The 26,644-nt window shown below is 62.2% G+C and carries 26 protein-coding genes and 1 tRNA gene; 7 read left to right on the top strand and 20 right to left on the bottom strand.

What is annotated here, in order from left to right; translation table 11 throughout:
• Positions 1–48 precede the first annotated feature (48 nt).
• The 3 genes from E5678_RS02915 to E5678_RS02905 are packed head-to-tail and all read right to left on the bottom strand — an operon-like array spanning position 49 to position 2,045.
• On the bottom strand, positions 49–717 hold the full coding sequence (locus E5678_RS02915) for a glutathione S-transferase family protein (RefSeq protein WP_136177136.1): 669 nt from the start codon (positions 715–717) through the stop codon (positions 49–51).
• A gap of 25 nt (positions 718–742) precedes the next feature.
• Positions 743–1,303, bottom strand: coding sequence for an NADPH-dependent FMN reductase (locus E5678_RS02910; RefSeq protein ID WP_136177135.1), 561 nt, complete (start codon positions 1,301–1,303; stop codon positions 743–745).
• A 16-nt stretch (positions 1,304–1,319) separates the two neighbouring features.
• Positions 1,320–2,045 (bottom strand): HAD-IA family hydrolase, encoded by a 726-nt coding sequence (locus tag E5678_RS02905; protein ID WP_210732039.1) that lies wholly within the window; start codon positions 2,043–2,045, stop codon positions 1,320–1,322.
• Positions 2,046–2,088: 43 nt separating this feature from the next.
• Between E5678_RS02905 and hemH the strand changes: the two genes are divergently transcribed.
• Positions 2,089–3,180 carry a ferrochelatase gene (hemH, locus tag E5678_RS02900; protein ID WP_136177133.1) on the top strand — a complete coding sequence of 364 codons (1,092 nt, stop codon included), beginning with the start codon at positions 2,089–2,091 and terminating at the stop codon, positions 3,178–3,180.
• Between the two features lie 41 nt (positions 3,181–3,221).
• Complete coding sequence (locus tag E5678_RS02895; protein WP_136177132.1) at positions 3,222–3,422, top strand: hypothetical protein; 201 nt, start codon at positions 3,222–3,224, stop codon at positions 3,420–3,422.
• A gap of 14 nt (positions 3,423–3,436) precedes the next feature.
• Here E5678_RS02895 and E5678_RS02890 read toward each other — a convergent pair whose 3' ends face one another.
• The 8 genes from E5678_RS02890 to E5678_RS02855 form a co-directional block, all read right to left on the bottom strand.
• A complete protein-coding gene (locus tag E5678_RS02890; protein ID WP_136177131.1) occupies positions 3,437–4,324 on the bottom strand; it encodes an alpha/beta hydrolase in 888 nt (295 codons plus the stop codon).
• Positions 4,321–5,430: a branched-chain amino acid ABC transporter permease gene (locus E5678_RS02885; RefSeq protein WP_136177130.1), complete on the bottom strand. Its 1,110-nt coding sequence runs from the start codon at positions 5,428–5,430 to the stop codon at positions 4,321–4,323. Before E5678_RS02885 ends, E5678_RS02890 begins: the two co-directional genes overlap by 4 nt.
• 138 nt (positions 5,431–5,568) lie before the next feature.
• A complete protein-coding gene (locus E5678_RS02880; protein WP_136177129.1) occupies positions 5,569–6,555 on the bottom strand; it encodes a branched-chain amino acid ABC transporter permease in 987 nt (328 codons plus the stop codon).
• Between the two features lie 85 nt (positions 6,556–6,640).
• Positions 6,641–7,348 carry an ABC transporter ATP-binding protein gene (locus E5678_RS02875; RefSeq protein ID WP_247596898.1) on the bottom strand — a complete coding sequence of 236 codons (708 nt, stop codon included), beginning with the start codon at positions 7,346–7,348 and terminating at the stop codon, positions 6,641–6,643.
• A 103-nt stretch (positions 7,349–7,451) separates the two neighbouring features.
• On the bottom strand, positions 7,452–8,219 hold the full coding sequence (locus tag E5678_RS02870; protein ID WP_136177128.1) for an ABC transporter ATP-binding protein: 768 nt from the start codon (positions 8,217–8,219) through the stop codon (positions 7,452–7,454).
• Positions 8,220–8,321: 102 nt separating this feature from the next.
• Positions 8,322–9,860: a PHB depolymerase family esterase gene (locus E5678_RS02865; RefSeq protein ID WP_136177127.1), complete on the bottom strand. Its 1,539-nt coding sequence runs from the start codon at positions 9,858–9,860 to the stop codon at positions 8,322–8,324.
• 209 nt (positions 9,861–10,069) lie between these two features.
• Positions 10,070–11,269 (bottom strand): substrate-binding domain-containing protein, encoded by a 1,200-nt coding sequence (locus E5678_RS02860; RefSeq protein WP_136177126.1) that lies wholly within the window; start codon positions 11,267–11,269, stop codon positions 10,070–10,072.
• Between the two features lie 151 nt (positions 11,270–11,420).
• The gene (locus E5678_RS02855; protein ID WP_136180604.1) at positions 11,421–12,914 is read right to left on the bottom strand and encodes a sigma 54-interacting transcriptional regulator; all 1,494 of its coding nucleotides are present in this window, start codon (positions 12,912–12,914) and stop codon (positions 11,421–11,423) included.
• Between the two features lie 102 nt (positions 12,915–13,016).
• Here E5678_RS02855 and E5678_RS02850 point away from each other — a divergent pair, with 102 nt between their 5' ends.
• Both E5678_RS02850 and E5678_RS02845 read left to right on the top strand, forming a co-directional pair.
• Positions 13,017–13,469 (top strand): S4 domain-containing protein, encoded by a 453-nt coding sequence (locus tag E5678_RS02850; protein ID WP_136177125.1) that lies wholly within the window; start codon positions 13,017–13,019, stop codon positions 13,467–13,469.
• Positions 13,466–14,443 carry a tripartite tricarboxylate transporter substrate-binding protein gene (locus E5678_RS02845; protein ID WP_348770363.1) on the top strand — a complete coding sequence of 326 codons (978 nt, stop codon included), beginning with the start codon at positions 13,466–13,468 and terminating at the stop codon, positions 14,441–14,443. Before E5678_RS02850 ends, E5678_RS02845 begins: the two co-directional genes overlap by 4 nt.
• On the opposite strand, the gene E5678_RS02840 is transcribed toward E5678_RS02845, so the two are convergent.
• Both E5678_RS02840 and E5678_RS02835 read right to left on the bottom strand, forming a co-directional pair.
• Entirely contained in the window at positions 14,424–15,869 is a 1,446-nt protein-coding gene (locus E5678_RS02840) for a sensor histidine kinase (RefSeq protein ID WP_136177124.1), read from the bottom strand. The two genes, E5678_RS02845 and E5678_RS02840, sit on opposite strands and share 20 nt — an antisense overlap.
• Positions 15,866–16,561 (bottom strand): response regulator transcription factor, encoded by a 696-nt coding sequence (locus tag E5678_RS02835; RefSeq protein WP_136177123.1) that lies wholly within the window; start codon positions 16,559–16,561, stop codon positions 15,866–15,868. Before E5678_RS02835 ends, E5678_RS02840 begins: the two co-directional genes overlap by 4 nt.
• Positions 16,562–16,772: 211 nt before the next feature.
• Here E5678_RS02835 and E5678_RS02830 point away from each other — a divergent pair, with 211 nt between their 5' ends.
• The 3 genes from E5678_RS02830 to E5678_RS02820 all read left to right on the top strand — a co-directional run bounded on the left by E5678_RS02830 (position 16,773) and on the right by E5678_RS02820 (position 19,856).
• Positions 16,773–17,768, top strand: coding sequence for a tripartite tricarboxylate transporter substrate-binding protein (locus E5678_RS02830; RefSeq protein ID WP_136177122.1), 996 nt, complete (start codon positions 16,773–16,775; stop codon positions 17,766–17,768).
• A 90-nt stretch (positions 17,769–17,858) separates the two neighbouring features.
• Positions 17,859–18,290 carry a tripartite tricarboxylate transporter TctB family protein gene (locus E5678_RS02825; protein WP_136177121.1) on the top strand — a complete coding sequence of 144 codons (432 nt, stop codon included), beginning with the start codon at positions 17,859–17,861 and terminating at the stop codon, positions 18,288–18,290.
• A gap of 21 nt (positions 18,291–18,311) precedes the next feature.
• On the top strand, positions 18,312–19,856 hold the full coding sequence (locus tag E5678_RS02820) for a tripartite tricarboxylate transporter permease (protein ID WP_136177120.1): 1,545 nt from the start codon (positions 18,312–18,314) through the stop codon (positions 19,854–19,856).
• 53 nt (positions 19,857–19,909) lie between these two features.
• On the opposite strand, the gene E5678_RS02815 is transcribed toward E5678_RS02820, so the two are convergent.
• The 7 genes from E5678_RS02815 to cysS form a co-directional block, all read right to left on the bottom strand.
• Complete coding sequence (locus E5678_RS02815; RefSeq protein WP_136177119.1) at positions 19,910–20,824, bottom strand: DMT family transporter; 915 nt, start codon at positions 20,822–20,824, stop codon at positions 19,910–19,912.
• A 100-nt stretch (positions 20,825–20,924) separates the two neighbouring features.
• Positions 20,925–21,016 (bottom strand) — tRNA-Ser (locus E5678_RS02810).
• Between the two features lie 59 nt (positions 21,017–21,075).
• Positions 21,076–22,356 (bottom strand): aspartate kinase, encoded by a 1,281-nt coding sequence (locus E5678_RS02805; protein WP_136177118.1) that lies wholly within the window; start codon positions 22,354–22,356, stop codon positions 21,076–21,078.
• Between the two features lie 109 nt (positions 22,357–22,465).
• Complete coding sequence (gene tilS / locus E5678_RS02800) at positions 22,466–23,443, bottom strand: tRNA lysidine(34) synthetase TilS (RefSeq protein ID WP_247596897.1); 978 nt, start codon at positions 23,441–23,443, stop codon at positions 22,466–22,468.
• A gap of 1 nt (position 23,444) precedes the next feature.
• Positions 23,445–24,434: an acetyl-CoA carboxylase carboxyltransferase subunit alpha gene (locus E5678_RS02795; protein WP_136177116.1), complete on the bottom strand. Its 990-nt coding sequence runs from the start codon at positions 24,432–24,434 to the stop codon at positions 23,445–23,447.
• Positions 24,435–24,554: 120 nt separating this feature from the next.
• Positions 24,555–25,205, bottom strand: a complete 651-nt coding sequence (locus tag E5678_RS02790; RefSeq protein ID WP_136177115.1) for a DNA-3-methyladenine glycosylase — start codon at positions 25,203–25,205, stop codon at positions 24,555–24,557.
• A complete protein-coding gene (cysS, locus tag E5678_RS02785) occupies positions 25,205–26,596 on the bottom strand; it encodes a cysteine--tRNA ligase (RefSeq protein ID WP_136177114.1) in 1,392 nt (463 codons plus the stop codon). The genes E5678_RS02790 and cysS overlap by 1 nt, the downstream gene beginning before the upstream one ends.
• Between the last annotated feature and the right edge of the window lie 48 nt (positions 26,597–26,644).

The raw sequence follows: 26,644 nt of genomic DNA, 5'->3' as shown, positions 1-26,644 counted from the left end.
AACCTGTGAAATTTCATATACCGCAACCCGCCAACATACCGAATTTGATCAGGGTAAAACACCCCTGTTTTTCGCGTGCACGTAGGCTGGACGCCCGATGCAACGGATGATCCACTCATGCGTCAACGGGTGTTGGGACATCAATTGCCCTGCCGGGCGAGCCCAATTGAGCACACTGGCAGCACACAAATCGGCCACCGTGAAGCGCTGGGCTGCCAGGAATTGGGCCCCCGTGGCCTGTTGCCGTTCAAGCTGCTGCTCGATCACCCCCAACGGCGCGACGAGCCGGCGCTCGGCCGCTTGCGCCAGCTCAGCCTTGCGGCGCCCAACCGGCATGACCATGCGGTGCATCAAGACCGTCAACGCATCGCGCTCGACCTCGTTCACGGCCCAAAAACTCCACCGCAAGGCCTCGGCGTCTTCTGCCGGGTTGGCGGGCGTGATGCCCTGCCCATCGGCAGCGCCATGGTGGCGCGCCAGGTAGAGGGCACAAGCCATGCTTTCCCACACCACAACTTCGCCCCCTTGATCGGCTGGCCGCTGGTCAACCACCACTGGGACGTGACCATTGGGGTTGATCGCCAGAAACGCCGGGGTGCGCGTACCTCCGCCCTGGTAGTCCAGGTTGATGTGGGTAAAGTCCAGTTCCAGTTCGGTGGCAGCCCACAATGGGCGTATGGCCCGAGAGGCGGGGATGCCGTATATCGTGAGGCTCATGGGGAAACACTCCATTGTTCAGGGTTCATAGTGCGTGACGCGGGAGCGCTGCGTCCAGGCCCCGCGCCCGCTCGACGCCATCAGCCAGCGCCAGCAACAAAGCGCGGATCGCGGGCGCCAGCTCCGGCGAATCAACCAAGCCGTCTTCGTCCAGGTGGGCGCCCAAAACAGACAGCGAGACCGAAGCGGGCTCAACCAGGCGTGCAGCCATGGTCGTGAGGGTTTCTCGCAACGCTGCGTCAGCGTGATGTGCCCTCGGCGACGTGTTGATCACCGCCACCGGCTGGAGGGCAAATGGCCCAAAACTGACCAGCCAGTCCAGCGCGTTCTTGATCGTGCCAGAGACCCCGTGCGCGTATTCCGGGCTTGCGAAAATCAGGGCGTCGGCCTGAGCGACAGCTCGCCACAACCGTTGCACTGCGTCACCCGGCGCATCCAGATCATCCGGATTGAACAGCGGCAAGTCCCCCAGCACCGCGCACAGGTGTACCTCGATGGATGGGGGCGCCAATCGCGCGGCGGCTCGCAACACCGCACTGTGGATCGATGCGCGCCGCAGGCTGCCAGACAACGCCAGAAACAGCACTGAGTGTTCCTTGGTATCAGCTCATTGCGCGACACAGGACCAACAGGTCCGTTATCGTCAGATGGGGCGTGAGCGGCGCGTGTTCCCAAGCCTGGCCTTCCCGGCGGATCCAGGCGAATTGCATGCCGGCCTGGATCGCGCCCAGCCCATCGAGGTGGGCGTCATCGCCGATGTGCAAGACCTCATGTGGCGCCACGCCCGCGGCTGCAGCGCCCGCGTGGAATATCCGGGCGTCGGGTTTGCCCACACCAAAGCTCTGTGCACTCAAGGCAGCGTGGAAATGCTCACCCAGCCCCACCCGGTGCACATCGGCATTGCCGTTGGACAAAGCCACCACCGGAAAGCGGCTGGACAGGAACTCCAGCGCGGGCAAAGCGTCTTCAAACAGGTCCACGCGGTGCCGCTCGGCGAAGAAAATCTCGAAAGCGGGCTCGGCCAGCGCCGGGTCTTCGCCCGCACGGTTCAGCAGCAAACGGATCGACTCCCGACGCAAGGCACTCATGTCGTGCGCGATATCGGGCCGGAGCGTGGCCATCTGGTTGCGCACTTCACGCAAGGTGTTTTTGTCACGCCCCAGCGCGGCCGTTGCCGGCGCGCGCTCGTCCATCCAGGCCTGAAGGACCGATTCGGCGCGGGCAATCGTGGGCCAGATCGGCCACAAGGTGTCGTCCAGATCGATGGTGATGGCGCGGATGCGCCCCACATCGAGTCCCTGATCCGTGTGGGCAGGGGGAAAGGCCATGTTGGCAGTTTCAAAGGTCTTCATGTCTGCGGGAGAATAGCGCATGAGCTTCCAAAAAGAACCCCCCTTCTCCCATGGCCAGTCGCAGCGCACGGCTGTTGTGCTGTGCAACCTCGGCACGCCCGACGCGCCCACGGCACCCGCTTTGCGCCGGTATCTGGCAGAGTTCCTGAGCGACCACCGGGTCGTGGAGATTCCCAAACCTGTCTGGTGGCTGATCCTGCACGGGATCATTCTGCGCTTGCGCCCCAAGAAATCGGCGGCCAAGTACGCCAGCGTCTGGATGCCGGAAGGCTCGCCGCTCAAGGTCTGGACCGAAAAGCAGGCCACGCTGCTGCGCGGCTACCTGGGCGAGCGCGGCCACCAGGTCACCGTGCGCTACGCCATGCGCTACGGCAACCCGTCGATTCCCGCTGTGCTGGATGAGCTCAAAGCCCAGGGCATGACGCGTGTGCTCTTCGTACCAGCCTACCCGCAATACAGCGGCACGACGACCGCCAGCGTGTTCGACGCCGTGGCCACCTGGGGGCTGAACATCCGCAACTTGCCCGAAATTCGGTTCATCAACCGCTACCACGACGACGCCGGCTACATCGAGGCATTGGCCAAGAAAGTTCGCCAACACTGGATGCACAACGGCCAGGCCGACAAACTGGTGATGAGCTTTCACGGCGTGCCCGAGCGCACCCTGCAACTCGGTGACCCCTACCACTGCGAATGCCACAAGACCGCGCGTTTGCTGGCCGAGCGGCTGGGCCTGTCCAAAGACCGCTACCTGGTCACCTTCCAGTCGCGCTTTGGCAAGGCGAAATGGCTGGAGCCCTATACCGAGCCAACGCTGAAGGCACTGGCCAAGGGAGGCTTGCAGAGCGTGGACCTGATCTGCCCCGGCTTCACCAGCGACTGCCTGGAAACGCTGGAAGAAATCAACATGGAGGCGCGCGAAGCCTTTCTGCACGCCGGTGGCCAAACCTTCAATTACATCGAGTGCGTGAACGACAGCCCCGACTGGATCCGGGCGCTCGCCGATTTGGCCGAGCGCCATCTGCAAGGCTGGCCGACGCTTCAGGCCGACGACCCGATGGCATTGAAAGCCAGCCGCGAGCGCGCCTTGGAGCTGGGATCCAAAGATTGATCGTCAGGCCCACGCCCCCGTCCACACACACCCGCTACCTGATGCCCGCCATCGTCTTGGTGCTGCTCAGCGGGCTGGCTGCATGCAGCGCGCGCCAGGGCTATGCCAGCGTCCAGAACTGGCAACGCAACCAGTGCATCAAGATCATCGATGCTCAGGAACGGCTGAAGTGCATGCGAGAAGCTGACAAGTCATACGACCAGTACAAGAAGGACTCTGGCGTCATCAAACAGGGTCAGTAAGCCGCGCAGTGGCTTCAGGGCGCTGAACAACGGGGAGTAGCAAGGAAGTGCTGCACCAGCCCCAGCTGATCCGGCACATTGAGCGCCGGCGCGTGGCCACACCCTTCAATGGTCACCAGCTGTGCGCACGGACCGCGCTCGCGCATGGCCTCGGCGGTCTCGGCCAGCAGCAGATCCGAATCAGCGCCCCGCAAACACAACACCGGCACACCGATGCGGTCGTAAGCGTCCCACAGCCCATAGTCGTCGGGATGGTGGGTGAACTGCATCACCATGGCCGGGTCGTAGTGCGGTGTGACCCACCCATTGGGCAGGCGGCGCGTGGAGCTCTCGGTGAGCAGTGTCCATTGCGCGTCAGTCAGAAAGCCATAGGGCTTGTAGACCGTGCGGAAATACTGCTCGAGTTCGCTCACCGTGGCAAACGAAGCCGGGCTGCCCGCGTAGGAACGGATGCGTTCAATGGCCGGCGCAGCGAGCTCCGGGCCGATGTCGTTGAGCACCAGCCGCGTGATCCGGTCACGAAGCGTCCCGGCGGCACAGACCAAGCCGATGGCGCCCCCCATGGAGGTGCCCACCCAATGGAAACGTTCAAGACCGAGCTGTTCGACCAGATCGGTGGCGATGCGGGCGTAAAAATCCAGGCAATACTCGACTTCGGGTTCCGGGCTCCATTGCGACAGGCCGCGCCCGATGGTGTCGGGGCAAATCACCCGATAGCCCAAGGCGCTCAGGTGGACCGCCAAGGGGTCCATATCGCGGCCGGTGCGAGCCAGCCCGTGCCACGCGATCACGGCGCCTTGGTCGGGCATGCCAGTGGCAGGCGACCAGTCCATGAAGTGGGTTTCGCGGCCCGCGCACTGGAGGTAGCGCGAACGGGCAAGGGCCAGGGGCGAGGTGTTCATGGTGACTCCTTCATGCGCTTGAGCTGGGCCAGCACAGCGCGCTCTCGCAACCTGCCGACCAACCCCGTCGGGAAGTAGTACACCGACAAGACAAACAGCACGCCCAGCCAGAGCAGCCATCGATCGGGCGTGAGCAAAGCAGGCAACAGCGGTATGCCTTCTGCAGCCTCACCGGCCGCGCGCAACAACTCTTGCAAGTAGCTTTGCGCCAGCACAAACAACACGCTGCCGATCAAGGCGCCGTACACCGTGCCCATGCCGCCGATCACCACGATGAGCAACACATCGATCATGATTTCAAACGAAAGGGAGGTGTCGGGGCCGTTGTAGCGGATCCAGAGTGCGAGCAAACAACCGGCCAGTGTGGCGAACAACGCGGAGAGCACGTTCGACAGCGTGCGGTAAATGACCGTTTGGTAGCCCAGCGCTTCGGCGCGGAAATCGTTTTCTCGAATCGCTTGCAGCACCCGCCCAAATGGCGAGTTCACGATGCGCAGAATGGTCAGGAAAATCGCGGTCACCACCAAGAACAACAGGTAGTAGCTGATCAGCTTGCCATCCAGGTACACCTCACCCAGTGGGGTGGTGATGGGATCCTCCATCAGTTCAAACGAAGGGGATAACAGCTCAGGCACCGAGAAGCTCAGGCCGTCTTCGCCACCCGTGAATTGCGAGAGCTGCGAGGCCAGCGTGAGAAACGCCGAGGCCACCGCCAGCGTGATCATGGCGAAGAAGATGGCCCGCACCCGCAGCGAAAACAAGCCGATCAACAACGAAAGCAACAAGGACACCAGCAAGGCCGCACCCACGCCCAGCGCCAGAGCACCCCAGGTGGGTTCTTCCACCGATGACATGGAGATCGCCACCCCATAGGCACCGATGCCAAAAAACATGGTGTGCGCAAAGCTCACAATGCCGGTATAGCCAAGCAGCAAGTCGAAGCTCGCCACCAACGCCACAAAAATCAGCACCTTGGCTGCGACGTTGAGGGCCTTGACACCCGGGAACAGGAACGGCGCCAATGCCAGCCCGAGGAACAGGATGATCAACAAGGCGGCGAGCCAGCGGCTGCGCGGCATGTCGTCAGAGAGGAGTCGTCGAATCATGCGCAAGTTCTCTCAAATTGAATGACGGGTGTTGGACAAGGCGTGCCGTCCCCCAGCAGCAGCCGTGGAGCCGGCTTTGCCGGGCCACAGGCTGCGCTCCCTTGGGGTGACGCCGGAGGCGACGCGGGGGGGAGCCCATTACCGGTTCGTGACCGGGTAAACACCCTGCGGCCGCCACAGCAAGATGACCACCATCAGCGCGATGTTCGAAAACATCGCCACCTTGGGCACCAGAAAACCGGTGTAGTTCGCCATCAGCCCCACCAGCAAAGCACCGATCAAGGCACCCAGGGTTGAGCCCAGGCCGCCGATGATGATGACGATGAAGATCAGCACGTTGACCTGTGCACCCATCTGCGGGATCACGCTTTGCTGGTACAGGCCCCACATCACGCCGCCGAGGCCGGCCAACGCACTGCCCGCCACAAACACGCCCACAAACAACCGCCTGATGCGGTAACCCAGCGACTCGACCATCTCGCGGTCTTGCACGCCGGCCCGGATCAGCAGGCCAACCTTGGTGCGGTTCAGCGTCCAGACCATGGCGGCGAACACCGCCGTGCCCACCAGCACGGCCAGGATGCGGTATTTCTCGACCGCGGCATCGCCAAAGATGAGCGAGCCGCGCAGGGCTTCGGGCAAAGGCAGCGGAATCTGCGCGGGGCCCCAGATCACCTTGATCAGCTCCTCGCCAATGATCATGCCGCCCATGGTGATCAGGATCTGCTTCAAGTGCATGCCGTAGACGGGGCGAATGATCAGGCGCTCGAACACCAGGCCCAGGGCACCCGCCACCGCCATCGCGGCCAGCATGGCTGGAAACAGCGCCAGGAGGTTGAGCCACAGGCTGTCGGCCGTGGTGTAGGTCTGCATGCTGGCCAACACGGTGGTGGCGACAAAGGCGCCCAGCGCGATGAACACCCCGTGCCCAAAGTTGAGCACATCCATCAGTCCGAACACCAGCGTCAGGCCTGAGGCGATGATGAAGATGATCATGCCCATGGCCAGGCCCGCCACAGTCAGCGTGAGCCAGGTCGAAGCGCTGCCCGTGAGGGGCAAGGCCATCAACGCCAGCACCGGGACCAACGCCATCGGCTTCCAGTCGAGTTCTTTCAGGGTGATCATGGATGCGTCTCCCGCAGGGCCGCCCCAAGGGTGACGCGCACCCCCATGGGGGGCAGTGAATACACGAAGTGATGAACGTGGGGGCTCATTGATGCGCTCCAAGCGACAGGCCAAGCAATTTGGACTGCAAATTTTCGTCAGCGGCCAGTTCAGCCATGGAGCCGCTGTGCACCACGCGGCCATCGTCCATCACGGCCACGCTGTCACCCAGCTGCTTCGCAAAATTGAAGTTCTGCTCAACGAGCAAGATCGTGGTTTGTGCCGCCTTGAGCTGGCGGAAGGCCTCGATCATGTTCTGGATGATGGCGGGTGCCAGGCCCTTGCTGGGCTCATCGATCAGCAGCAACTGGCGAGGCTCAACGATGGCGCGCGAGACCGCAAGCATCTGTTTCTGCCCGCCGCTGAGTTTGCCGGCGGGGTGGTTCCAGAATTTCTTCATGGCTGGAAAGAGGCCAAAGATCCATTCCAGGCGCGTGGTGTCGATGTCGTCAATCGTTCTCGCCCCGCGCGCGGCCAGCAGCATGTTTTCTTTCACCGACAGGTCAGAAAAGATGCCCATGCTCTCGGGCACATAAGCCACCCCCCCTTGCGCGATGTCGGGTGTGGGGCGTTGCGTGATGTCTTGCCCGTCGAGCATCACACGGCCCTGGCTGGCATGCCACAGGCCCATGACGGTGCGCAGCGTGGTGGTTTTGCCGGCGCCGTTGCGGCCCAGCAGCATGGTGAGCTCACCCTTGGGCACGGTGAGGTTCACACCATGCAGGATGTGGTACGCGCCGATGTGCGTATGCACATCGGTCAGGACAAGAAGCCCCCCCGCGCCGCCTTCGGCGTCACCCCCCCGGGGGGCGCCATCTGCGGCCCGGCAATCCCGGTTCCGCGCTGGCCTTGGTGGTTCATGCCAACTCCTCTTCTTCCGGGTTGATGCCCAGATAGGCCTGCTGCACCACCGGTGAAGCAATCACGGCCGCAGGCTCGCCATCGGCCACGAGTTCGCCGTTGTGCAAGACGATGATGCGATCCGACAGCTCACGCACCACATCCATCTTGTGCTCCACCAGCAAAATGGTTTTGGTTTTGTCGGCCTTGAGGTTGCGGATCAGGTTCAGGATCACTGGCGCCTCGTCCACGCTCATGCCTGCCGTCGGTTCGTCGAACATGAACACCTGTGGCTCGAGTGCCATCAAGATGCCCACCTCCAGCTTGCGCTGGTCGCCGTGCGGCAGACTGCACGCGAGCTGGTCGCCTTTGTCGGCCAAAGCCACGGCTTCCAGCACCTCGTCGGCCCTCAAAACGAGATCGCGCCGGTCGCTCCAGATGCGCCAGAGGTTCAGCCCGGCGCCCGCTTTCGCCTGCACAGCCAGCCGCACGTTTTCACGCACCGTGAGATTGGGAAACAGATTGGTCAACTGAAAGGCCCGGCCGAGGCCAGCTCGGGCACGCGCTGGGGCGCCCAACGAAGAGATGTCGACGCCATTGAGTTTCACCCCCCCGGCCGAAGCCTTGAGCTGGCCCGAAATGAGATTGAAATAAGTGGTCTTGCCCGCACCATTGGGGCCAACGATGGCGGTCAGCGTGCCCGGCTCAAACGAGCAGGTCACGCCATTGACTGCCACATGGCCGCCGAAGCGGATGGTCAAGTCCTTGGTGGCCAAGGTGCTCATGGGTGGATGTTCACTTTCACGGTCGCCATCAATCAGAAATGAGGGTTGAAGGGGGACGTGCGTCCAAGGCCCATGGGGCCACCGCCACACGCCCCTGCGAGATTACGGGCAGGTACCGATCACGTAATAGTTCGGCCCCGTGTTCTTCAGGGTTTTGGTCACATACAGGTTCCACAAGCCCATGTTCTGCGCCGACCCTTTGGCGTATGCATAGCCGCCCTGCTGGTAGGCCCGGCCTGCCTGGACATGGACATAGTTGCTCGCCGTCGTGCAGGCGCCCGTGCCACCGCCTGAGCCTGCCAGCGTGGTGCCCGATGCCGCAGAGGACGTGGCGCCTTCGGCGCCTTCGGCGTCAGCGGCGCGAACCGTCCAGCTGTACGCGGTGGATGCCGCCAGTCCGGTGTCGCTGTAGCTGGCGCCATACACCGGCAGTGCGTTGACCTTGTTGGCGCTGCGGTACACGTTGTAACTGGCGGCACCGGTCACGGCGTTCCAGCCGATGACCATGCTGTTGGCCGTGGCGCCCGAAGTGCTGACGCCCGTGGGCGCAGGCAAGGCCGCAGGGGGGTTGGTGCCACCCCCACCGTTGCCCGAGCCTGGGCCCGACGCAATGCGGTCCACCATGGCCTTGATGGCGGCCATCTGCGGACCGGCTTTTTTGGCGAAGTTGCTGCCATACCAGCCGATCCAGTCCCAGCAGGCGTTGGGGTTGGCAAGCGACCCGCTGGCTGCGGTGCTGCGGCTGGTGTTGTCCACCTTGGTCTGAGGGAACAGCACGATCAGGTTGTTGGTGTCGGCCCAACGGCTATAGCCCGTGTTCTTCACATATTTGTCGCCGATTTTGTCGGTGCTTTGCTGGCAGCCGTGCAGCACCACATGCAGCTTGCACTGGGTGCTGCCAGTGGCGCAACTGGAGGGCACATACAGCCAACCGTTGGCCGCCATGCCGGGATTGCTGGCGGTGTACGTGCTCTGATTGAACTCGATGTAATTGCCCGCCGCGGGTGTGTCATTGCGCGGGTTGAGTGCGCCATAAAAGTGCGTGAGTGCGGCCTTGGCGCCGTCGTAGCCACAGTTGCTGATGAAGGGTGACAGGGCGCTGCTGCAGCTGTTGTTGCCGGTGCTGTCAAAGTCCGTCGGGAACACATGCGCCGTGCTGGCGCGCTGCACATACGAAATGTTGGCTGCGGGCACGCCATTGTTGAGGTACTGGGTCTGCAGCGCAGTGGTCTGGTTGGGGCCCACTGTGGTGTCGCTCGTGCCGGTGAAGATGTAAATCTTCTGGCTGGCAATGTTCGATTTGTTGTCGATGGTGCCTGCACTGCTGAAGCTGTTGAGGCTGTTTTGCAACGTGGTCTGCTGGCTCGCGCTGATGCTGGCGTTGTACATGCAGGCCGTGTAATTGTTGTGGCCGGCACACATGTAAGGGCCGGCGGCAAAAATGCCCACGCCCATGAAGGTGGTGGAGTACGCCACACCCAGCTGGTTGGCCATGAACCCACCCGAAGACAGGCCCGACACGCTGATCTTGCTGGTGTCGATGTTGTACTGAGGCAGCGTGATGGCGGCCAGCGCCACGCCCGATGTCAACGCTGTGGCGGCCGCCGCTATAAATACCCGTGAAAACCGAGGGAAGGTCATGTCTTGTCTCCTGGAATAGTTGGGAAAGCACTTACCCACCCCCATGTGCCCGGGGGTTCATTCGTCTGGTCACTGGAAAAAAGGGGCGGCCGCCCCGCGCGCTAAAGAACCCGGCGGTGCAGGATCAAAGTCCTGCACACCGGGCCACGCAAACCGGGTCTTCGTTAGGGAGAGAGCAGGCCTGCGCCGGTGGGCCTGCTCGTGCCGCTTTATCGCTGGTTGCGGATCGGCACGTTCATTTCAGACGGCTTGATCTCGCGCACCAGTTCTGGCACACCCCAGGCAAAGGCCGGATCGACCTTGATCTTGAAGTGGTACATGCTCTGCATGGCTTGGTGGTCTTCCTTGCGGAAGGTCATGGTGCCTTTGGGCGTCTCGAAACTCATGCCCTCCATGGTCTTGATGAGCTTGTTGGTGCTGGTGTCACCGTTGGTCTTCTTGAGTGCAGTCACAACGGCCATCGCAGACGCGAACCCACCGGCGGTGAAGAAATCGGGCGGGCTCTTGAACTGCTTGTAGTGCGCCGCTACCAAGGCCTCATTCACCGGATTTTTCGGGATGCCAAAGTAATAGTAGGTCGCGCCTTCCATGCCAGGGAAGTTCTTGTAGCTGGCCATGGCGGGCAAGATGTTGCCGCCGGTGGCGATTTCGATGTTGTAGCGCTTCAGGTCCAGATCGGCGATCTTGAACGGGTTGCCTGCGCCGGCCCAGATGATGAAGATCACCTTGCGCCCGGGGAGGTCCTTGAGCTTGTCAATCAGGCGCTGGGCACCTGCCGTGAAGTCGGTCGTGCCGGTGGGCAGGTATTCCTCATGGACCAGCTTGGCATTTTTCAGCGCCGATTTGAAAGCAGAGACGCCATCACGCCCGAACGCGTAGTCCTGCGCCAGCGTGGCCACGCTCACGCCGGCCTTGTCCAGGGCGACGGCATTGGAAATCGCATCTTGTGAGCTGTTGCGACCGGTGCGGAAGATGTACTTGTTCCACTTCTCTCCGGTGATCGAGTCGGCAACAGCGGGTTCAACCACGAGAATTTTCTTGTATTCCTCGGCCACCGGCAGCATGGCCAGCGCGACGCCGGAAGACGTTGGGCCCACGGCAATGTCGGCCTTGTCATCCGCATAGGCCGTGGCCAGCAGGCTGCGACCCAGATCAGGCTTGCCCTGGTCGTCTTTCTCGATCACGACCAGCTTTTTGCCGGCCACCATCATGGTGCCGCCGGTGGCGTATTCCAGGCCCATCTGGAAACCCGTGGTGGTCTGCTTGCCGTAGGCTTCCAGTGGGCCCGTCAGGCTGTGCACGTGGGCAATGCGGATTTCACCGCCCGATTGCGCCAGTACGGCGGTGGAAAAAAACGATGCCGAGCAGGCGAGTGCGATCACCGCGAGGCGGCGGTTGGTGAGGGTCATGTCTTGTCTCCTGTTGGAATAATCACAGCGCTGAGCGCCGCGCCAACACTACGCAGAATTCATGCCACCTCAAATCACGTTGATTCAAAAGGGTTTTTTTGACAATCCATTCGAGCCGCCTGTTTTTCAGTCACTTTAATGCGCCCAATTATCAGACGGTTGTGTTTTTTTCAGACAAATCGCCCATGGCTTCCAGCCGGTCGTACAAGCAGGCGCGGGAGATGCCCAGCGCTTTCGCCGCCGCAGTCCGGTTGCCCCCCGTGTGGAGCAGCGCCTCGGCAATGGCCGCGTGCTCCAGCTCGGCGATGCGCTCAGCCAGTGGCCGTATCTCTCGCCCACTCAAACTTGATGCGGGCCGGTCCCCGCCACCGGGTGGCCCAATTTTCACGGGTTGAGGCGCCTGCCCACCGGCCTCCAGCACACTGTGAAGATCGGCCACATCAATCAACGGCGCATCACAACGCAAAGCCAGCTGCTCCAGCACGTTGCGCAGCTCACGGATGTTGCCTCTCCAGGGCTGTGCAGCCAGCAGGGCTTGGGCCTCGACGCTCAGTTCCATGTGGTGGCCGCCGCTGCGCACGGCGATGTCTTCGCACAGCGTCTCGGTCAGCAAAGGGATATCGCTGCACCGCTCACGCAAAGGCGAGACGCGAATCGGCAACACATTGAGCCGGTAAAAAAGGTCTTCGCGAAAGCTGCCGTCGCGCACCATCTGGCGCAGATCGCGCGAGGTCGCTGCCACCACCCGCACATCAAACTGCACCAGCTTGTTGGACCCCAGCGGCTCAACCTCACCTTCCTGCAACGCGCGCAACAATTTAACTTGCACCGAAGGCGGCATATCGCCCAACTCATCCAGAAAGAGCGTGCCTCCGTCGGCCAGCTTGAATTTGCCGTCGCGTCCCTTTTTCTCTGCTCCGGTGTAGGCGCCCGGCGCCACGCCGAAAAACTCGGCTTCCAGCAACGACTCGGGCACCGCCGCCATGTTGACGCTCACAAAGGGCCGTCCGGCCCGGGGCGACGCGGCGTGGATGGCATGGGCCAGCAACTCCTTGCCGGTACCGGTTTCGCCCAGCAGCAGCACCGGACTCGACGACAACGCCGCGCGCCGCGCCTGGCGTTTCACTTCCATCGCGCCTGCCGACGTTCCGACAAAACTGGCGAAGGTGTATTTGCTGCGCCGCTGGCTGGCCAGCTCCCGGCGCGCATCGTTCAGGTCTTGCTCCAGCCGCGCGAATTTGGCAATCAGGGGTTGCAGCGTGGTTTCAGGGTGGTCAAACAGCACAATGCCCAACACACCGATCACTTCACCAGCGTCATCGCGCAAAGGAATGCGGCTCACCACGAACGTACCAGCCCTGTTGGTCAGCAGGTCGATCAGAATGGGTTTGCCGGTGGCCAGCACCTGGTGCATCTGCGTGTTCTGCACCACGTTGGACACCGGATGGCCCACGAAATCTTCTTCGCGGTCAAAGCCCAGCGCTGGCAGGTAACGGCGGTACAGGTCGTTGATCCAGACCACCCGCGCATGGCGATCGACCAGCATCATGCCCTCGCTGGCGTTGGCAAACAGGTCGAACATCGATCTCGCAGCGAGTTCGAGAATGCTTTGTGCGTCGCGCGGCAGGCGGTCGTCCGGAATCATGTCGGCATGGTAACCGCGCAACGAAGCCACTCGCACAATTTCAGGCGAGGCACAATGCCTATTCTCCCAACTTCCATCGAAAGCCCCCGCGCAACCCCTCTCATGGCCACTCCAAATGACTCCCAAGGCAAGGTTCGTCTGGACAAATGGCTGTGGGCTGCCCGTTTCTACAAGACGCGCGGGCTGTCCAGCGAAGAGATCGACAAAGGCCGGGTGCTGGTCAACAGTCAGCACGCCAAGCCCGCCAAAGAGGTGAAGGTCGGAGACACCCTGGAGCTCCGCCAGGGTCCCATCCTGCGCACCGTGATCGTCAAGGCGCTGTCGGGTGTCCGCGGCCCTGCTCCTGTTGCGGCCCTGCTCTATGAAGAAACGGCACAGTCGGTGAAGCTGCGCCAGGTTGCGGCCGAATCCCGTCGGCTCGCGCCGGAGCCCGCCCTCTCCATGACACAGGGTCGACCCACCAAGCGCGACCGGCGCGACATGAACACCCTGCGCGATGAACCCCGGTTGCCCGACTGGGATGCGCGCTGGAGCGCCTCGCTCGACGATCAATGAGGCTGAACCGCAACGCTTTTCTGAAAGCCCTGGGCGCCGGTGTGGCCCTGGCATCGACTGCGGCGTACGCCCAGTCGGGCCAGCCAACGCCCCCCCGGTTTCGCATTCTCATCCCCGCCAATGCAGGGGGAGGCTGGGACCTCACAGGCAGGGCCTTGGGCCAGGCGCTGATCGCCAGCGGGCAGGCATCAGAGGTGAGCTTTGAAAACCGCGGTGGCGCGGCGGGCACCATCGGCCTGGCCCAGTTCGCCAACGGCTACAGAGGCGATGCCCATGCCTTGATGGTCATGGGATCGGTCATGCTCGGCGGCATCATCACCGGCGCCCCGCCTGTGAGGCTGGCCCAGGTGCGCCCCATCGCCCGACTGACCAACGAATACAACGTGTTTGTGCTGCCGCCCGGGTCAGCGTTTGCGGACATGGCGGAAGTGCTGAAGCAGTTTCGCAACGACCCGCGCAGCATCAAATGGGGCGGTGGCTCCCGCGGCTCCACCGAACACATCGCCATCCACATGCTGGCCAAGGCCATGGGCGTTGCGCCCAACCGCATCAACTACGTGCCGTTCAGAGGCGGCGGCGAAGCGGCGGCGGCTGTCATGGCCGGGTATGTCACGGTTGGCGGCAGCGGGTTCAGCGAATTCCTGCCCCACATCACCAGCGGGCGCATGCGCGCAGTCGCAGTCACCTCAAGCCTGCGCCTGCCAGGGACCGGTGCACCCACCCTCACCGAGCTGGGCGTCAATGTGGTGATCGGCAACTGGCGCGGCCTGTGCGCGCCAGCGGGCCTGAGCCCTTCCGAACTGCTGGCGGCGCAGGATGCCATCCGCCAAGCCCTGCTGTCGCAGGCTTGGCAATCGGCGGTGCAACGGCACCAGTGGTTGCCCGACCCGCTGATCGGGCAGGCCTTCGAAGACTTCGTCGACCGGGAATTCGAGAGTTTGCGGGAAGTCCTGCTCAAGGCCGGATTGGCCTGAAATCAGCCCGGCGCAAGGGCAGCCACACGCGGGCTTCCACGCCAGCGGGCTCCTCAGGCGTGGCCTCTGCGCTGAGCAGCTCGATTCGCCCATCCAGCGCTTGCACAATGCCATGGCAAATCGCCAGACCCAATCCCGCACCTTGCTGCCCACCCATGGCCGCAAAGGGCTCGAACAAGCGCTCGACCTGGGCCGTGGACAAAGCCGGGCCTTCGTTCCGGACCCGCAACAAGGCCTGTTCACCCGGCGACAGCGCCACCTCGACCAGCAGCCGCCCGTGAGCCGCCGTGTGTTTGATCGCGTTGTGCAACAGGTTGCGAAAAAGCTCGTTGAGCATCCACTCGTGCGCCTGCACGGTCACAGGCTCGGTGCGGATATCAAAATCAATGTCTTTGGCCGCCACCAATGGGGCGAGATCCAGCGCCACCTCGCGCACAAGCCGATCCAGCTGGCTCGGCAGGCTCTGCGCCTGGTCGCGCAATTGCTCCACCTTGGCCAGCGCCAGCATCTGGTTCGCCATCCGGGTGGCCCGGTCCACCGTTTGCGAGATTTCCGACAAAGCCTCTTGTGCCGGCTGATCCCCGCGTTGGGCCGATTGCACCTGTGCTTTGAGCACAGCCAGGGGTGTGCGCAACTGGTGCGAGGTGTCCCGCACAAAGCGCCGCTGGTGCTCCAGCAATTGGCTCAGGCGCTCCATGAGCTGGTTGGTGGCATTGGTGAGGGGCCACAACTCGCGAGGCAAACCCTCGGTGCGGATCAATTGGAGGTCGTTGTCCGGGCGCCGCCTCAGTTGCTCGGACAAATCCCGCACGGGCCGGGTCGCACGCTGCACCACCCAGACCACCACAAGCGCAATCACCAGCACCAGCAAGCCCTGCCGCCACAGCGTGTCGATCAGCATTTCGCGCGCCAGCGTTTCACGCAACTCCAGCGTCTCGGCCACCTGGATCAGCGCGATGCCCCGCCCCTGCACACTGGCCACAGGTTGTACCAGTGCCGCCACCCGCACCGGACTGTCGCGGTAGGACGCATCGTAAAAATCCACCAAGGCTGCGTAGGCCGGCTGCAACGGCACCTTGCCCGTCCAGGAGGGCAGGTCTTCATAGCCCGACACCATCTCGCCCGACAGCGTCGACACCTTGTAGTACATGCGGCTCTGGTTGTCCGTCTCAAAAGCCTCCAGCGCAGCGTAGGGCACCCGCGCGGTGAACCGGGCCTGCGCATCGTACCCGTGCACATCCAGCTGCTCGCTGATCGTCTTGGCCGAGGCCAGCAAGGTGCGGTCGTAGGCGGTGGTGGCAGTGGTCAGCGCCTCGCGGTACAGGCTCACCGTGTTGAGGACCACCAGCCCGAGCACGGGCACGAGGATGCCGACGAGCAAATACCGCCGCAGCGAAGGCGGGTGCGACGCACGCAATGAGGTCATGCATCGACCTTGAGCAAATACCCCAGGCCACGCAAAGTCACCAAGGCCACGCCCGTGCTGTCCAGGCGCTTGCGCAAGCGGTAAACCACGACCTCAATGGCCTCGTATTGCACATCGAGCGCACCGGGAAAGACCAGCTCAAACAGCCGCTCCTTGGCCACGGCCCGTCCCGGGCGCGCCATCAGCGCCTGCAACAGGGCCAGCTCTCTGGGAGGCATGTCGAGAATGGCATCGCCGTGATAGGCCGCTCCACTCTCTGGGTCCAGCCGCAGCGCTCCCAGCGCATGACCGCGGTCAACCACGCCACCTGTGGCGCCCGCCGCCGCCACGCCCACGCTCCGGCGGCACAAAGCGCGCAGGCGTGCTTCCAGCTCATCCAGGTCAAAAGGCTTGGCCAGGTAGTCATCGGCGCCCGTGTTCAGGCCCATGACCCTGTCCCCGACCGTGCCCCGAGCCGTGAGGATCAAAACAGGGGTCAACCAGCCCCGTTGCCGCGCGATCGTGAGCAACTGCAACCCATCCACATGCGGCAAGGTGAGGTCCAGCGCCACCACATCGGGCTGCACGGCATCCCATTGCTGCAAGGCCAACCCACCGTCTTCGCATGTGGCCACGTCCCAGCCGCGGCGCCCCAGCGTGCGCGCCAGCGTGGTCCGCAGGGAAGGGTCGTCTTCGATCAACAGCAGCTTCATGGCTTGGTGGACGTGCAAAAAATCCAGCGATTCGGTCATCCATCAGGGAAAACCCCAAGCGATGGACAGGTGATTGACAGTTTGGTTGCCGACCATATCAAGTGTGCATGGTGACATGCCATTACATGACCGGGAACTGGCATTTTGCTGTCATTTCCCGGAACTTGTTCACCCCTTTTCGCCAACCGGCGGATTCCGACTGGAGACATTCATGACCCATTTCAAACCCCTGGCCCGCTGGGCTGCCCCGATCACAATCACGCTCGCAGCGGTCTCCATGCCTGCCAGCGCCTTTGAGCCCGGCAGCACCGAGTGCATCGCCCCTGCAGGCGCTGGCGGTGGCTGGGACATGACCTGCCGCATGGTCGGCAAGACCATGCAAGACCTCAAGCTGTTCCCCGGCTCCATGCAAGTCACCAACAAGGCCGGCGGCGGCGGCGGCGTGGCATTTGCCGAAGTGGTCAACAAACGCAACACCGAAAACAACCTGATCGTTGCCGCTTCGGCCGCCACGTCAACCCGCCTGGGGCAAGGTGCTTACCCCGGCAACACCATGGACCAGGTGCGCTGGATCGCAGCCGTGGGCGCCGACTACGGCATGATCGCCGTGGCCGCCGATTCGCCGATCAAGACGCTGCCCGAACTGATGGCCAAAGTGAAAGCCGATCCCAGCACGGTGGCCTTCGCCGGCGGCTCTGCAGTGGGTGGCTGGGACCACCTCAAGGTGCTGATGGCCTCGCGCAAGGCTGGCGTGACCAACGTCCGCACCATCAAATACGTGGCGTTTGACGGCGGCGGCGAAGCCGTGACGCAGTTGCTCGCCGGCAGCGTGCAGGCTTTCACCGGTGACATCTCTGAAGTCAAAGGCTTCGTCGACGCCGGCAAGATCAAGGTGCTGGCCGTGTTGGCACCCGAGCGCCTGGCCGGTGACTTTGCCAAGTACCCCACGGCCAAAGAGCAAGGCCTTGACGTGGTGGGCGCCAACTGGCGCGGTTTCTACGCCCCAGGCAAGATGAGCGACGACGCCTACAACTACTGGGTGAAGAACATCGGCGCGGCCTACGACTCCAAAGCGTGGAAAGAAGTCATGCTCAACAACGGCATGGCGCCGTTGAATCTGCGTGGCGTCGCATTCCAGAAATTCGTCAAAGAGTCCGTAGACGAAATCCACGAACTGTCGGTCGAAATCGGCATCGTCAAGAAATAAGACGATCAGCAAAAAAAGGGACTGTGCTGTGGTGGCACGATCCTTTTTTTTCGAACCTCCTCTTTTCACTACAACCCGAGGCGAACAGCCATGAGTGACAGAATTTTTGGCAGCGCAACCATCGTGCTCTCGCTGCTGATGGTGTGGGCCACCGGCCTGATCGAAGAGAGCTTTATCCAGGACCCCTTGGGGCCCAAAGCATTCCCCCTGGTGATCGCCGGCATCATGGGCCTGTCGGGCCTGGTGATGATCTTCAAGCCCGACGCTGAGCCCCATTGGCCCGGCTTGGTCAAACTGGCCGAATTGGTGGCAACGGTGGGCGTCTTTGTTGCGTACGCCCAGTCCTTGCCCATCGCAGGTTTCGTCCTGAGCACTGCCGTGGCCACGGCGTTCCTCGTCTGGCGCCTGGGCGGCACAACCCGCCAATCGCTGATCGGTGGCGTCGTGATCGCTGTCGGTATCTACGCCGTCTTTCAGCACGTTCTGGGTCTCAACCTGGCCAAGGGCCCTTGGGGCTTCTGACCTTTCACAGGCAACACACTCATGGATACCTTCAACTCCCTGGCCAATGGTTTTGCCATTGCGCTCACCTGGCAAAACCTGTTTCTGGCCTTGATCGGCTGCTTCCTGGGCACACTGATCGGAGCCCTGCCCGGCCTGGGCCCATCCAACGGCGTGGCCATTCTGATCCCCGTGGTCTTCAGCCTCGGCCTGCCCGCCACGCCTGCGCTCATTCTGCTCACCAGCGTGTACTACGGCGCCATGTACGGCGGCCGTATCTCTTCTATCCTGCTGAACATCCCCGGCGATGAGCCAGCGCTCATGACCACGCTGGACGGCTACCCCATGGCGCGCGCCGGGCAAGCCGGCGAAGCCTTGGCCATCTCCGGTATCGCGTCTTTCGTCGGTGCATTCTTCGCCACCTGGGGTCTGGTGTTTCTCGCCCCCCAGCTCGTCGATCTGGCCCTGCTGTTCGGCCCTGCCGAGTACTTCGCCATGTTCACCCTCGCCTTTGCCACGTTGGGCGGTGTGACCAGTGCCAACCAGGCCAAAGCCGCCTTTGCCGCGGCCATCGGACTGGCGCTGGCTTTTGTCGGCGTGGACGGCCAGACCGGTGTGCCCCGATTCTCGTTCGGCAATGTGCACTTCTACGACGGCATCGATTTCCTGATCGCCATCGTCGGCATGTTTGCGCTGTCCGAAGTTCTGGTTTTCATCGAAGAGCGCGGCCAGAAGAACAGCACCTCCACCCAGCCCGTCACCTCGATTGGTCGTTCCATTCCACCCTGGTCCATGCTCAAGCAAACCAGTGGCTCCATGGCGCGCGGCACCGTTCTGGGCTTCATCGCCGGCGTTCTGCCAGGCGCAGGCGCATCGCTGGGCTCTTTCCTGGCCTACACGGTGGAAAAGAAAGTCGTCGGCAAAAACGGCAAATTTGGCCAAGGAGACCCTCGCGGTGTCGCCGCTCCCGAGGCGGGCAACAACGCTGCCGCTGGTGGCGCACTGGTGCCCATGCTGGCACTGGGCGTGCCCGGCTCCGGCACCACAGCGGTCTTGCTGGCCATGCTGCTCTCGCTCAACATCACGCCAGGCCCGCTGCTGTTCACCAACAACCCGGATGTGGTCTGGGGGCTGATCGCCGCGCTGTTCATCGCCAACATCATGCTGTTGCTGCTGAACGTGCCCATGGTGGGTCTGTTTGCGCGCATCCTGCGCATTCCGCCTTACTACCTGATGCCGGCCGTCGCCATGATCTCCTTCATCGGCATCTATGCGCTGACCAACTCCACCTTTGACCTGATGCTGATGATTGCTTTTGGTGTCTTTGGCTGGTTGATGCGCAAGCTCAACATCCCGATGGTGCCGGTGATCCTGGGCATCTTGCTGGGTGAGCTGATGGAGAAGAACCTGCGCCGGGCCCTGACCATTTCCGATGGCGATATGTCCATCCTCTATGGCTCACCGCTGGCAGTCACCTTCCTGGCGATGGCAATTGCTGGCTTCGTCTTGCCGATTTTCATTGCCAAGTTCGTGACCCCCAAGCGCATGGTGATCCCCGAAAGTCACAACGACGGTACATCCGATTGACCTGAAATCGATGCAAACCCCCATGGCGGCCTTCGGGCCGCCTTTTTTTGCCTTTACCGTCGAGCCAGACCCAGCCACATCACCGTGGCCACGACCAGCAGACCACCCGCCACCTGCAAGGGCGCAATGGTCTGTCCCAACACCAGCCAGGCCAGCACCAGTGCAAAAATCGGCTCTACATTCATGATGGCCGAGTTACCGACCACGCCCAGACGGGGCAATACCGTGAACATCACCGTGAAAGCGGTGCCGTAGAGAACCGTCAGCCCCATCAGCCCCACCCACCCCAAGGGTGCTTGAGGCAAGTGGAAACCGCCCTGCCAGGCCACGCCCCCGAGCGCAAGCAATCCGACCATCGCCATCGTGATGGCCGTGCGAAGCCGTCCGTCCACATCCGCCGCTTCATGCTGTGTCAACACCAACGCGAGGCCAAACGTGGCAGCTGCAGCCAGCGCGAAGGCCACCCCCGCGCCCATCTGGGCCCACTGGGTTGAAAGCCCCAGGCCCGAAGCCGCACCAGACACGTCCAGGGCAAGCGCCAGCCCCACCAGCATCAAAGGCATGGCACGCAACACCCGCCCTTCAGGTCGGTGCGCATAGATCAGTCGCGCCCAGAGCGCCGTCCACAAAGGATAGGTGTTGAACGCCAGCAAAGCCAGCGCCACGGGCAGCCTCGCCACAGACGCATAAAGGCACAGACTTTGAATCGCGACCAAAGCGCCAATCACGGGCAAGACCTGCCGGTGTCTCCGCGTCAGCGCCAAGCTCACGCCCTGCCACAACACCAGCAACGCAACCACCACAGCGGTCACACCGCTGCGAAACGCCACGGCTGTGACCACCTCCACGCCATGATCAAACGCCAGGCGAGCCGCCACGTGATTGGCGCCCATCATGAAGGCGATCAACAGCAGCGTGGCAAAAGCGGTGCCCGTGAGGCGAGGCGATAGGGTGGGTGGCGCAGACATGGCGCGATTGTCCACACCCCCAGCGCCAAAGGGGTGTCGCTTGCGCAAAGCCCCAAAAGAAAACCCGCCTGCATCTTGGACGCAGGCGGGTTGTCGTATCTGGAGGAGCGAGAGGGATTCGAACCCTCGATGGGATTTAAAGCCCATACTCCCTTAGCAGGGGAGCACCTTCGGCCACTCGGTCATCGCTCCGGAGCCTCACATTATGCCTCAGATCCGCGCCAAAAATCTGGCCCGGTCAATCAAAAAAATCAAGCGGTGATGGTGTCAACCGGCTGATCCAGATCGAACTCTCGATGCAAAGAACGCACCGCCAGCTCCATGTACTTCTCGTCGATCACCACTGAAGTCTTGATTTCCGACGTCGAGATCATCTGGATGTTGATGCCTTCATCGCTCAGGCACTTGAACATGCGGCTGGCCACGCCCACGTGGCTGCGCATGCCGATACCGACAATGCTCACCTTGCAAATACGTGGATCGCCCACCACCTCGGCTGCACCCAGCTTGGGCAACACCTGCAACTTGAGCAGGTCCATCGCCTTCTGGAAGTCATTGTGGTGCACCGTGAAGCTGAAGTCGGTCCTGCCTTCCTTGCTCACGTTCTGGATGATCACATCGACTTCGATGTTGGCGTCGGCCACCGCGCCAAGAATCTGATAGGCAATGCCTGGGGTGTCGGGCACCCCCAACACAGCAATTTTGGCTTCGTCGCGGGTGAATGCGATGCCGGAAACGACGGCTTGTTCCATTTGTTCGTCTTCCTCAAAAGTGATCAGGGTGCCGGATGCGGCTTCTTCATTCAGGTCAATATCCCAGGGCGTGAAGCTCGAGAGCACACGCAACGGCACTTTGTACTTGCCCGCAAATTCCACCGAGCGGATCTGCAATACCTTGCTGCCCAGGCTGGCCATCTCCAGCATTTCCTCAAAGCTCACACGCAACAGGCGTCGCGCCTCAGGCACGACGCGTGGATCGGTCGTGTAGACACCGTCCACATCGGTGAATATCAGGCACTCGGCCGCCTTGAGCGCCGCGGCCACCGCCACAGCCGAGGTGTCGCTGCCGCCCCGCCCCAACGTGGTGATGTGGCCATCGGGGTCAACGCCCTGAAAACCGGTCACGATCACGACCTTGCCCGCATCCAGATCGCCGCGTACACGCACATCATCAATCGACTCGATCCGCGCCTTGGTGAAAGCGCTGTTGGTCTTGATGGGCACCTGCCAGCCCGCATAGCTGACTGCCGCCAGACCTTCTGCCTGCAAGGCAATGGCCAGCAAAGCCGAAGAAGCCTGTTCACCGGTGGCGGCCAGCATGTCGAGTTCTCGTCCGTAAGCATCGCCAGAATTCGAGGGTGCCAGCTCTTTGGCCAAACCCAGCAAGCGGTTGGTCTCGCCGCTCATGGCGCTGGGAACCACCACCATCTGGTGACCGGCGCGGTGCCATTTGGCCACGCGCTTGGCCACGTTTCGGATGCGCTCGGTCGACCCCATCGAGGTGCCGCCGTACTTGTGAACTATCAATGCCATCGGTTGGGAGTCGGGTTGATTTAAAAAATGAAACCAGTTGTCAGCTCGAAAATCAGCCAGCTTGTCAGGCATTGTGTACCCAGTAGCCGGCCTCGGACAAAGCTCTAAATTATATCGGTGGGGCGTAATCCAGCCGATCGCCTTCGCGTGTGATGCGCCCATTGGCAATTTTGAGGTCGATCCGATGTCCGCGCGTGCGGCAGGCGCCCACCTGGTGCAACAGCTCACGCAACTGCACCTCACTGGGGGCCACTCCCCAGCCCTGCTTGAGCCATCGACGCAGGGCATTGCCCTGCCGGTTGCGGTTCAGGGACTGCAATTCCCGAATCCGTGGCGGACAGCCCAGGTGCGCCAGATCCAGATCGGCCAGCTCGTCGAGCAACGCTTGTGCTTGCGCCGCATGGCGCGCGCTTCGCGCCAAAGCTTCACAGTACCCGGGTGCCACTTCGGCCCAGGCTGGCATCAGGCGGCCACGGATCCGATTGCGGGTGAAACGCTCATCGGCATTGGTGGGGTCGTCAACATAGGTCTGCCCAGCCTCGTCCAGCCAGGATCTCAAGGCACTGCCGGGCACCGCCAGAACAGGTCGCCCGAAGCTTGCCCCTTCGCGCACAAACCGCTCGGACATCCCGGCCATTCCCGGCAAGCCAGAGCCCCGGCTCAGCGCCAGCACCACAGTCTCAGCCTGGTCGTCCGCATGCTGCCCCAGCAGCACACAAGATACCGAGGCTGCGCTCGCCATGCGGCTCAAGGCCGCATAGCGCGCACGGCGGGCCGCATCTTCGGGGCTCTCCCCTGGCCCAGCATGGGCTTGAACGTGCTCTACGAGCAGCTCAACGCCCAACTGCCCACACACCTGCCGCACGTGTCGCACAAAATCGTCGGCCGCAACCTGCAAGCCATGGTGAATGTGCAATGCAACAACCCGGCCCGGCCAACGCCGGTGGGCCGCCAGCAACACAGCCGTTGAATCTGCTCCCCCACTGAAGGCCACAGCGACAATGGTGCTTTCGCCATCCGGGTGGAACTGCCAGCGCTCACACCACTGGGCCAGCGCCCCATCGCAGGGGTTGGCCGACCTGTTCACGTCAACGCTTGTCCGATTTGCTGTCGGCTTTGGTGTCGGTGAAGCGACCGTAGCTGTTGAGGCGCGCATAGCGTCGGTCAACCAGCTCTTTCACCTTGAGATCGGACAGCTGGCGCCAGGCATCGGCCAGACCGCGCTTGAGAAAGGCCGCCATCTGACGATGATCGCGGTGCGCGCCGCCCACCGGCTCGTTCACGATCTTGTCGACCAGCCCCAACGCCTTGAGACGGTGCGCGGTGATGCCCAGCGCATCGGCCGCATCACTGGCCCGGTCACTGGTCTTCCACAAAATGGACGCACAGCCTTCCGGGCTGATCACCGAGTACACCGAGTACTGCAACATCAACACCTGATCGGCCACCGAAATCGCCAGCGCACCACCCGAACCCCCTTCACCAATGATGGTGGAAATGATGGGGACCTCCAGCTGGGCCATCTCAAAAATGTTGCGGCCAATGGCCTCGGACTGCCCACGCTCTTCCGCATCGATACCCGGATAAGCGCCCGGGGTATCCACAAAGGTGAACACCGGCAACTTGAACTTCTCAGCCAGCTTCATCAAGCGCAGCGCCTTGCGGTAACCCTCGGGCTTGGTCATGCCGAAGTTGCGCAAACCACGCTCCTTGGTGTCGCGGCCCTTTTGATGGCCGAGCACCATGCAGGGCTGGCCGTTGAAACGGGCCAACCCGCCCACAATGCTCAGATCGTCGGAAAAATGCCGGTCACCGTGCAGCTCTTGAAAGTGCGTGAAGATGTCGCGCACATAGTCAAGGGTGTAAGGGCGGTCTGTATGGCGAGCAATCTTGGTGATCTGCCAAGGCGTGAGATGGCTGTAAATGTCTTTGGTCAGCTGCAGGCTCTTGCCCGCCAACTGCTCGATCTCCGCAGAGATGTCGACCGCCGACTCGGTCTGCACATAACGCAGCTCTTCGATCTTGCTCTCGAGCTCAGCAATCGGTTGCTCAAAGTCGAGAAAATTCTTTTTGGCCAAGGTGTCACTCCAAAATCTTGGTCTTGCCTGGACCCAGCGCTCGGCAGCTCCAGCGGCCGGCCACGGGGTTCATGCATCAAATGCCGCGCAGTATTGCGGTGAAACAGCGATAAAAGCTGCTCAGTAAGCCACAGGGACTGGATCCAGCGAGCGCCAAATATACCAAGTCGCCACACTGCAGTACGGTGCCCACGACGCCGCGACTTCGCGAATCTCGCTGCGGCTCACAGGTTCCTCCGAGAAATAACAACGGCTGATGCCGTTTTGCAGACCGTTGTCGTCCAGCGGCAGCACGTTGGGCCGCATCAGGTGAAAGATCAGAAACATCTCGGCCGTCCATCGACCAATGCCCCGTATCGCTATCAGCTCGGCAATGATGGCCTCATCGTCCATCTCTGCCCAGCCATCCACATGCACCTGGTTGTTGGCGAAGTGCAGCGCCAAGTCCACCAGGTACTCCACCTTGCGGGCAGACAAGCCAGCGCCGCGCATGTCGTCAACCTTCAGCTTCAACACTTGGGCCGGCACCAGCTTCTTGGGCAACAGAACAAAGCGCTCCCAGACCGATTGCGCGGATTTGACCGAAACTTGCTGCCCCACGATGCTGCGTGCCAAGGTCACAAAGGCATCCCCGCGGGACTGCAGGCTCACGCCGCTGTGCAGCGGTATCAGCTTCTTCATCACCCGATCGCGCTTCATCAGGTGGCGGCAGGCTTCTGCCCAATAAGGGGGCGCATCCGCGCCAAATTCGGACAAACCGGTGGGCGCCATCAGTTGCGCTCCCAAGTCGTGCCGATTGCACTGTCTTTTAATACAACGCCTTGCGCGAGCAAAACCTGCCGGATGCGATCGGCCTCCGCGAACTTTTTCGCGGCTTTGGCCGCGGCGCGATCCGAAATCGAGGCGGCAATGGCCGCTTCATCCAGACCCGCGCCCAAAGATGCACCCCCACCTTGCAAAAAGGCCTGGGGATCGCCCTGCAACAGGCCGAGCGTGCCGCCCAATGCCTTCAACAACCCAGCCAAGGCCACATCAGCGCTGCGGTTGATTTCGGCCGCCAGCTCAAACAACACGGCCACCGCCTCCGGCGTGCCAAAGTCTTCATTCATGGCGCTGGCGAAGCGCCGGGCATGGTCCTGCTGCCAATCGATTTGCGTCACCTCCGCAGGTTGCACGCTGCCCAATGCTGTGTACAGGCGCTTCAAGGAAGCGCGTGCGTCATTGAGGTGCGCATCGCTGTAGTTCAGCGCGCTGCGGTAGTGCGTTCGAACGATGAAGAACCGCACCGTTTCCACATCGTATTTCTCCAACACTTCGCGAATCGTGAAGAAATTGCCCAGGCTCTTGGACATTTTTTCATTGTCCACGCGCACAAACCCGTTGTGCACCCAGTACTGCGCCAAAGGCTTGCCGTGTGCGCCTTCGGACTGTGCAATTTCGTTTTCGTGGTGAGGGAACTGCAGGTCTGCTCCGCCGCCATGAATGTCAAAGGTCTCTCCCAGCAAGGCGCCACACATGGCCGAGCATTCAATGTGCCAGCCGGGACGCCCTTTCCCATAGGGGCTGTCCCACTGGGCTTCAGCAGGCTCCGACGCTTTGGCCGCTTTCCACAGCACAAAATCCAGCGGGTCCTGTTTGTTGCTGGCCACAGCCACCCGCTCGCCCGCCCGCAAATCGTCCAGAGATTTGCCGGACAACTTGCCGTAACCTGGAAACTTGCGCACAGCGAAGTTCACATCACCATCAGTGGCACGGTAGGCCAGGCCCCGCTCTTCCAGCGTTTCAATCAGGGACAACATCTGCGGCACATAGGCGGTCGCGCGCGGCTCCAGCGACGGTGGCTCAATGCCCAAGGCCGCTATATCCTGGTGCATGGCGGCGGTCATCTCTTCGGTCAGCGCCTTGAGCGTAATCCCCCTGGCCACGGCACGCTGGATGATTTTGTCGTCAATATCGGTGATGTTGCGGACATACGTCACGCGGTAGCCACTGACCTTCAACCAGCGCTGAATCACATCGAACGCCATCATCATCCGGGCATGGCCAATGTGACAGAGGTCATAGATGGTCATGCCGCACACGTACATGCGCACGTGACCGGGCTCGATGGACTGGAAATCCTCGACTTGGCGCGACAAGGAATTAAAAAGGCGAAGGGTCATGAGAAATGGAAAGGCTTGAAGGGGTTGCCTGAGAAGAATATGTAACGG

The sequence above is a fragment of the Hydrogenophaga sp. PAMC20947 genome (assembly GCF_004795855.1).
Taxonomy (GTDB): Bacteria; Pseudomonadota; Gammaproteobacteria; order Burkholderiales; family Burkholderiaceae_C; genus Hydrogenophaga.
The sequence above is the reverse complement of the archived record's forward strand: the minus strand, read 5'-3'. Positions and strand labels throughout refer to the sequence as shown.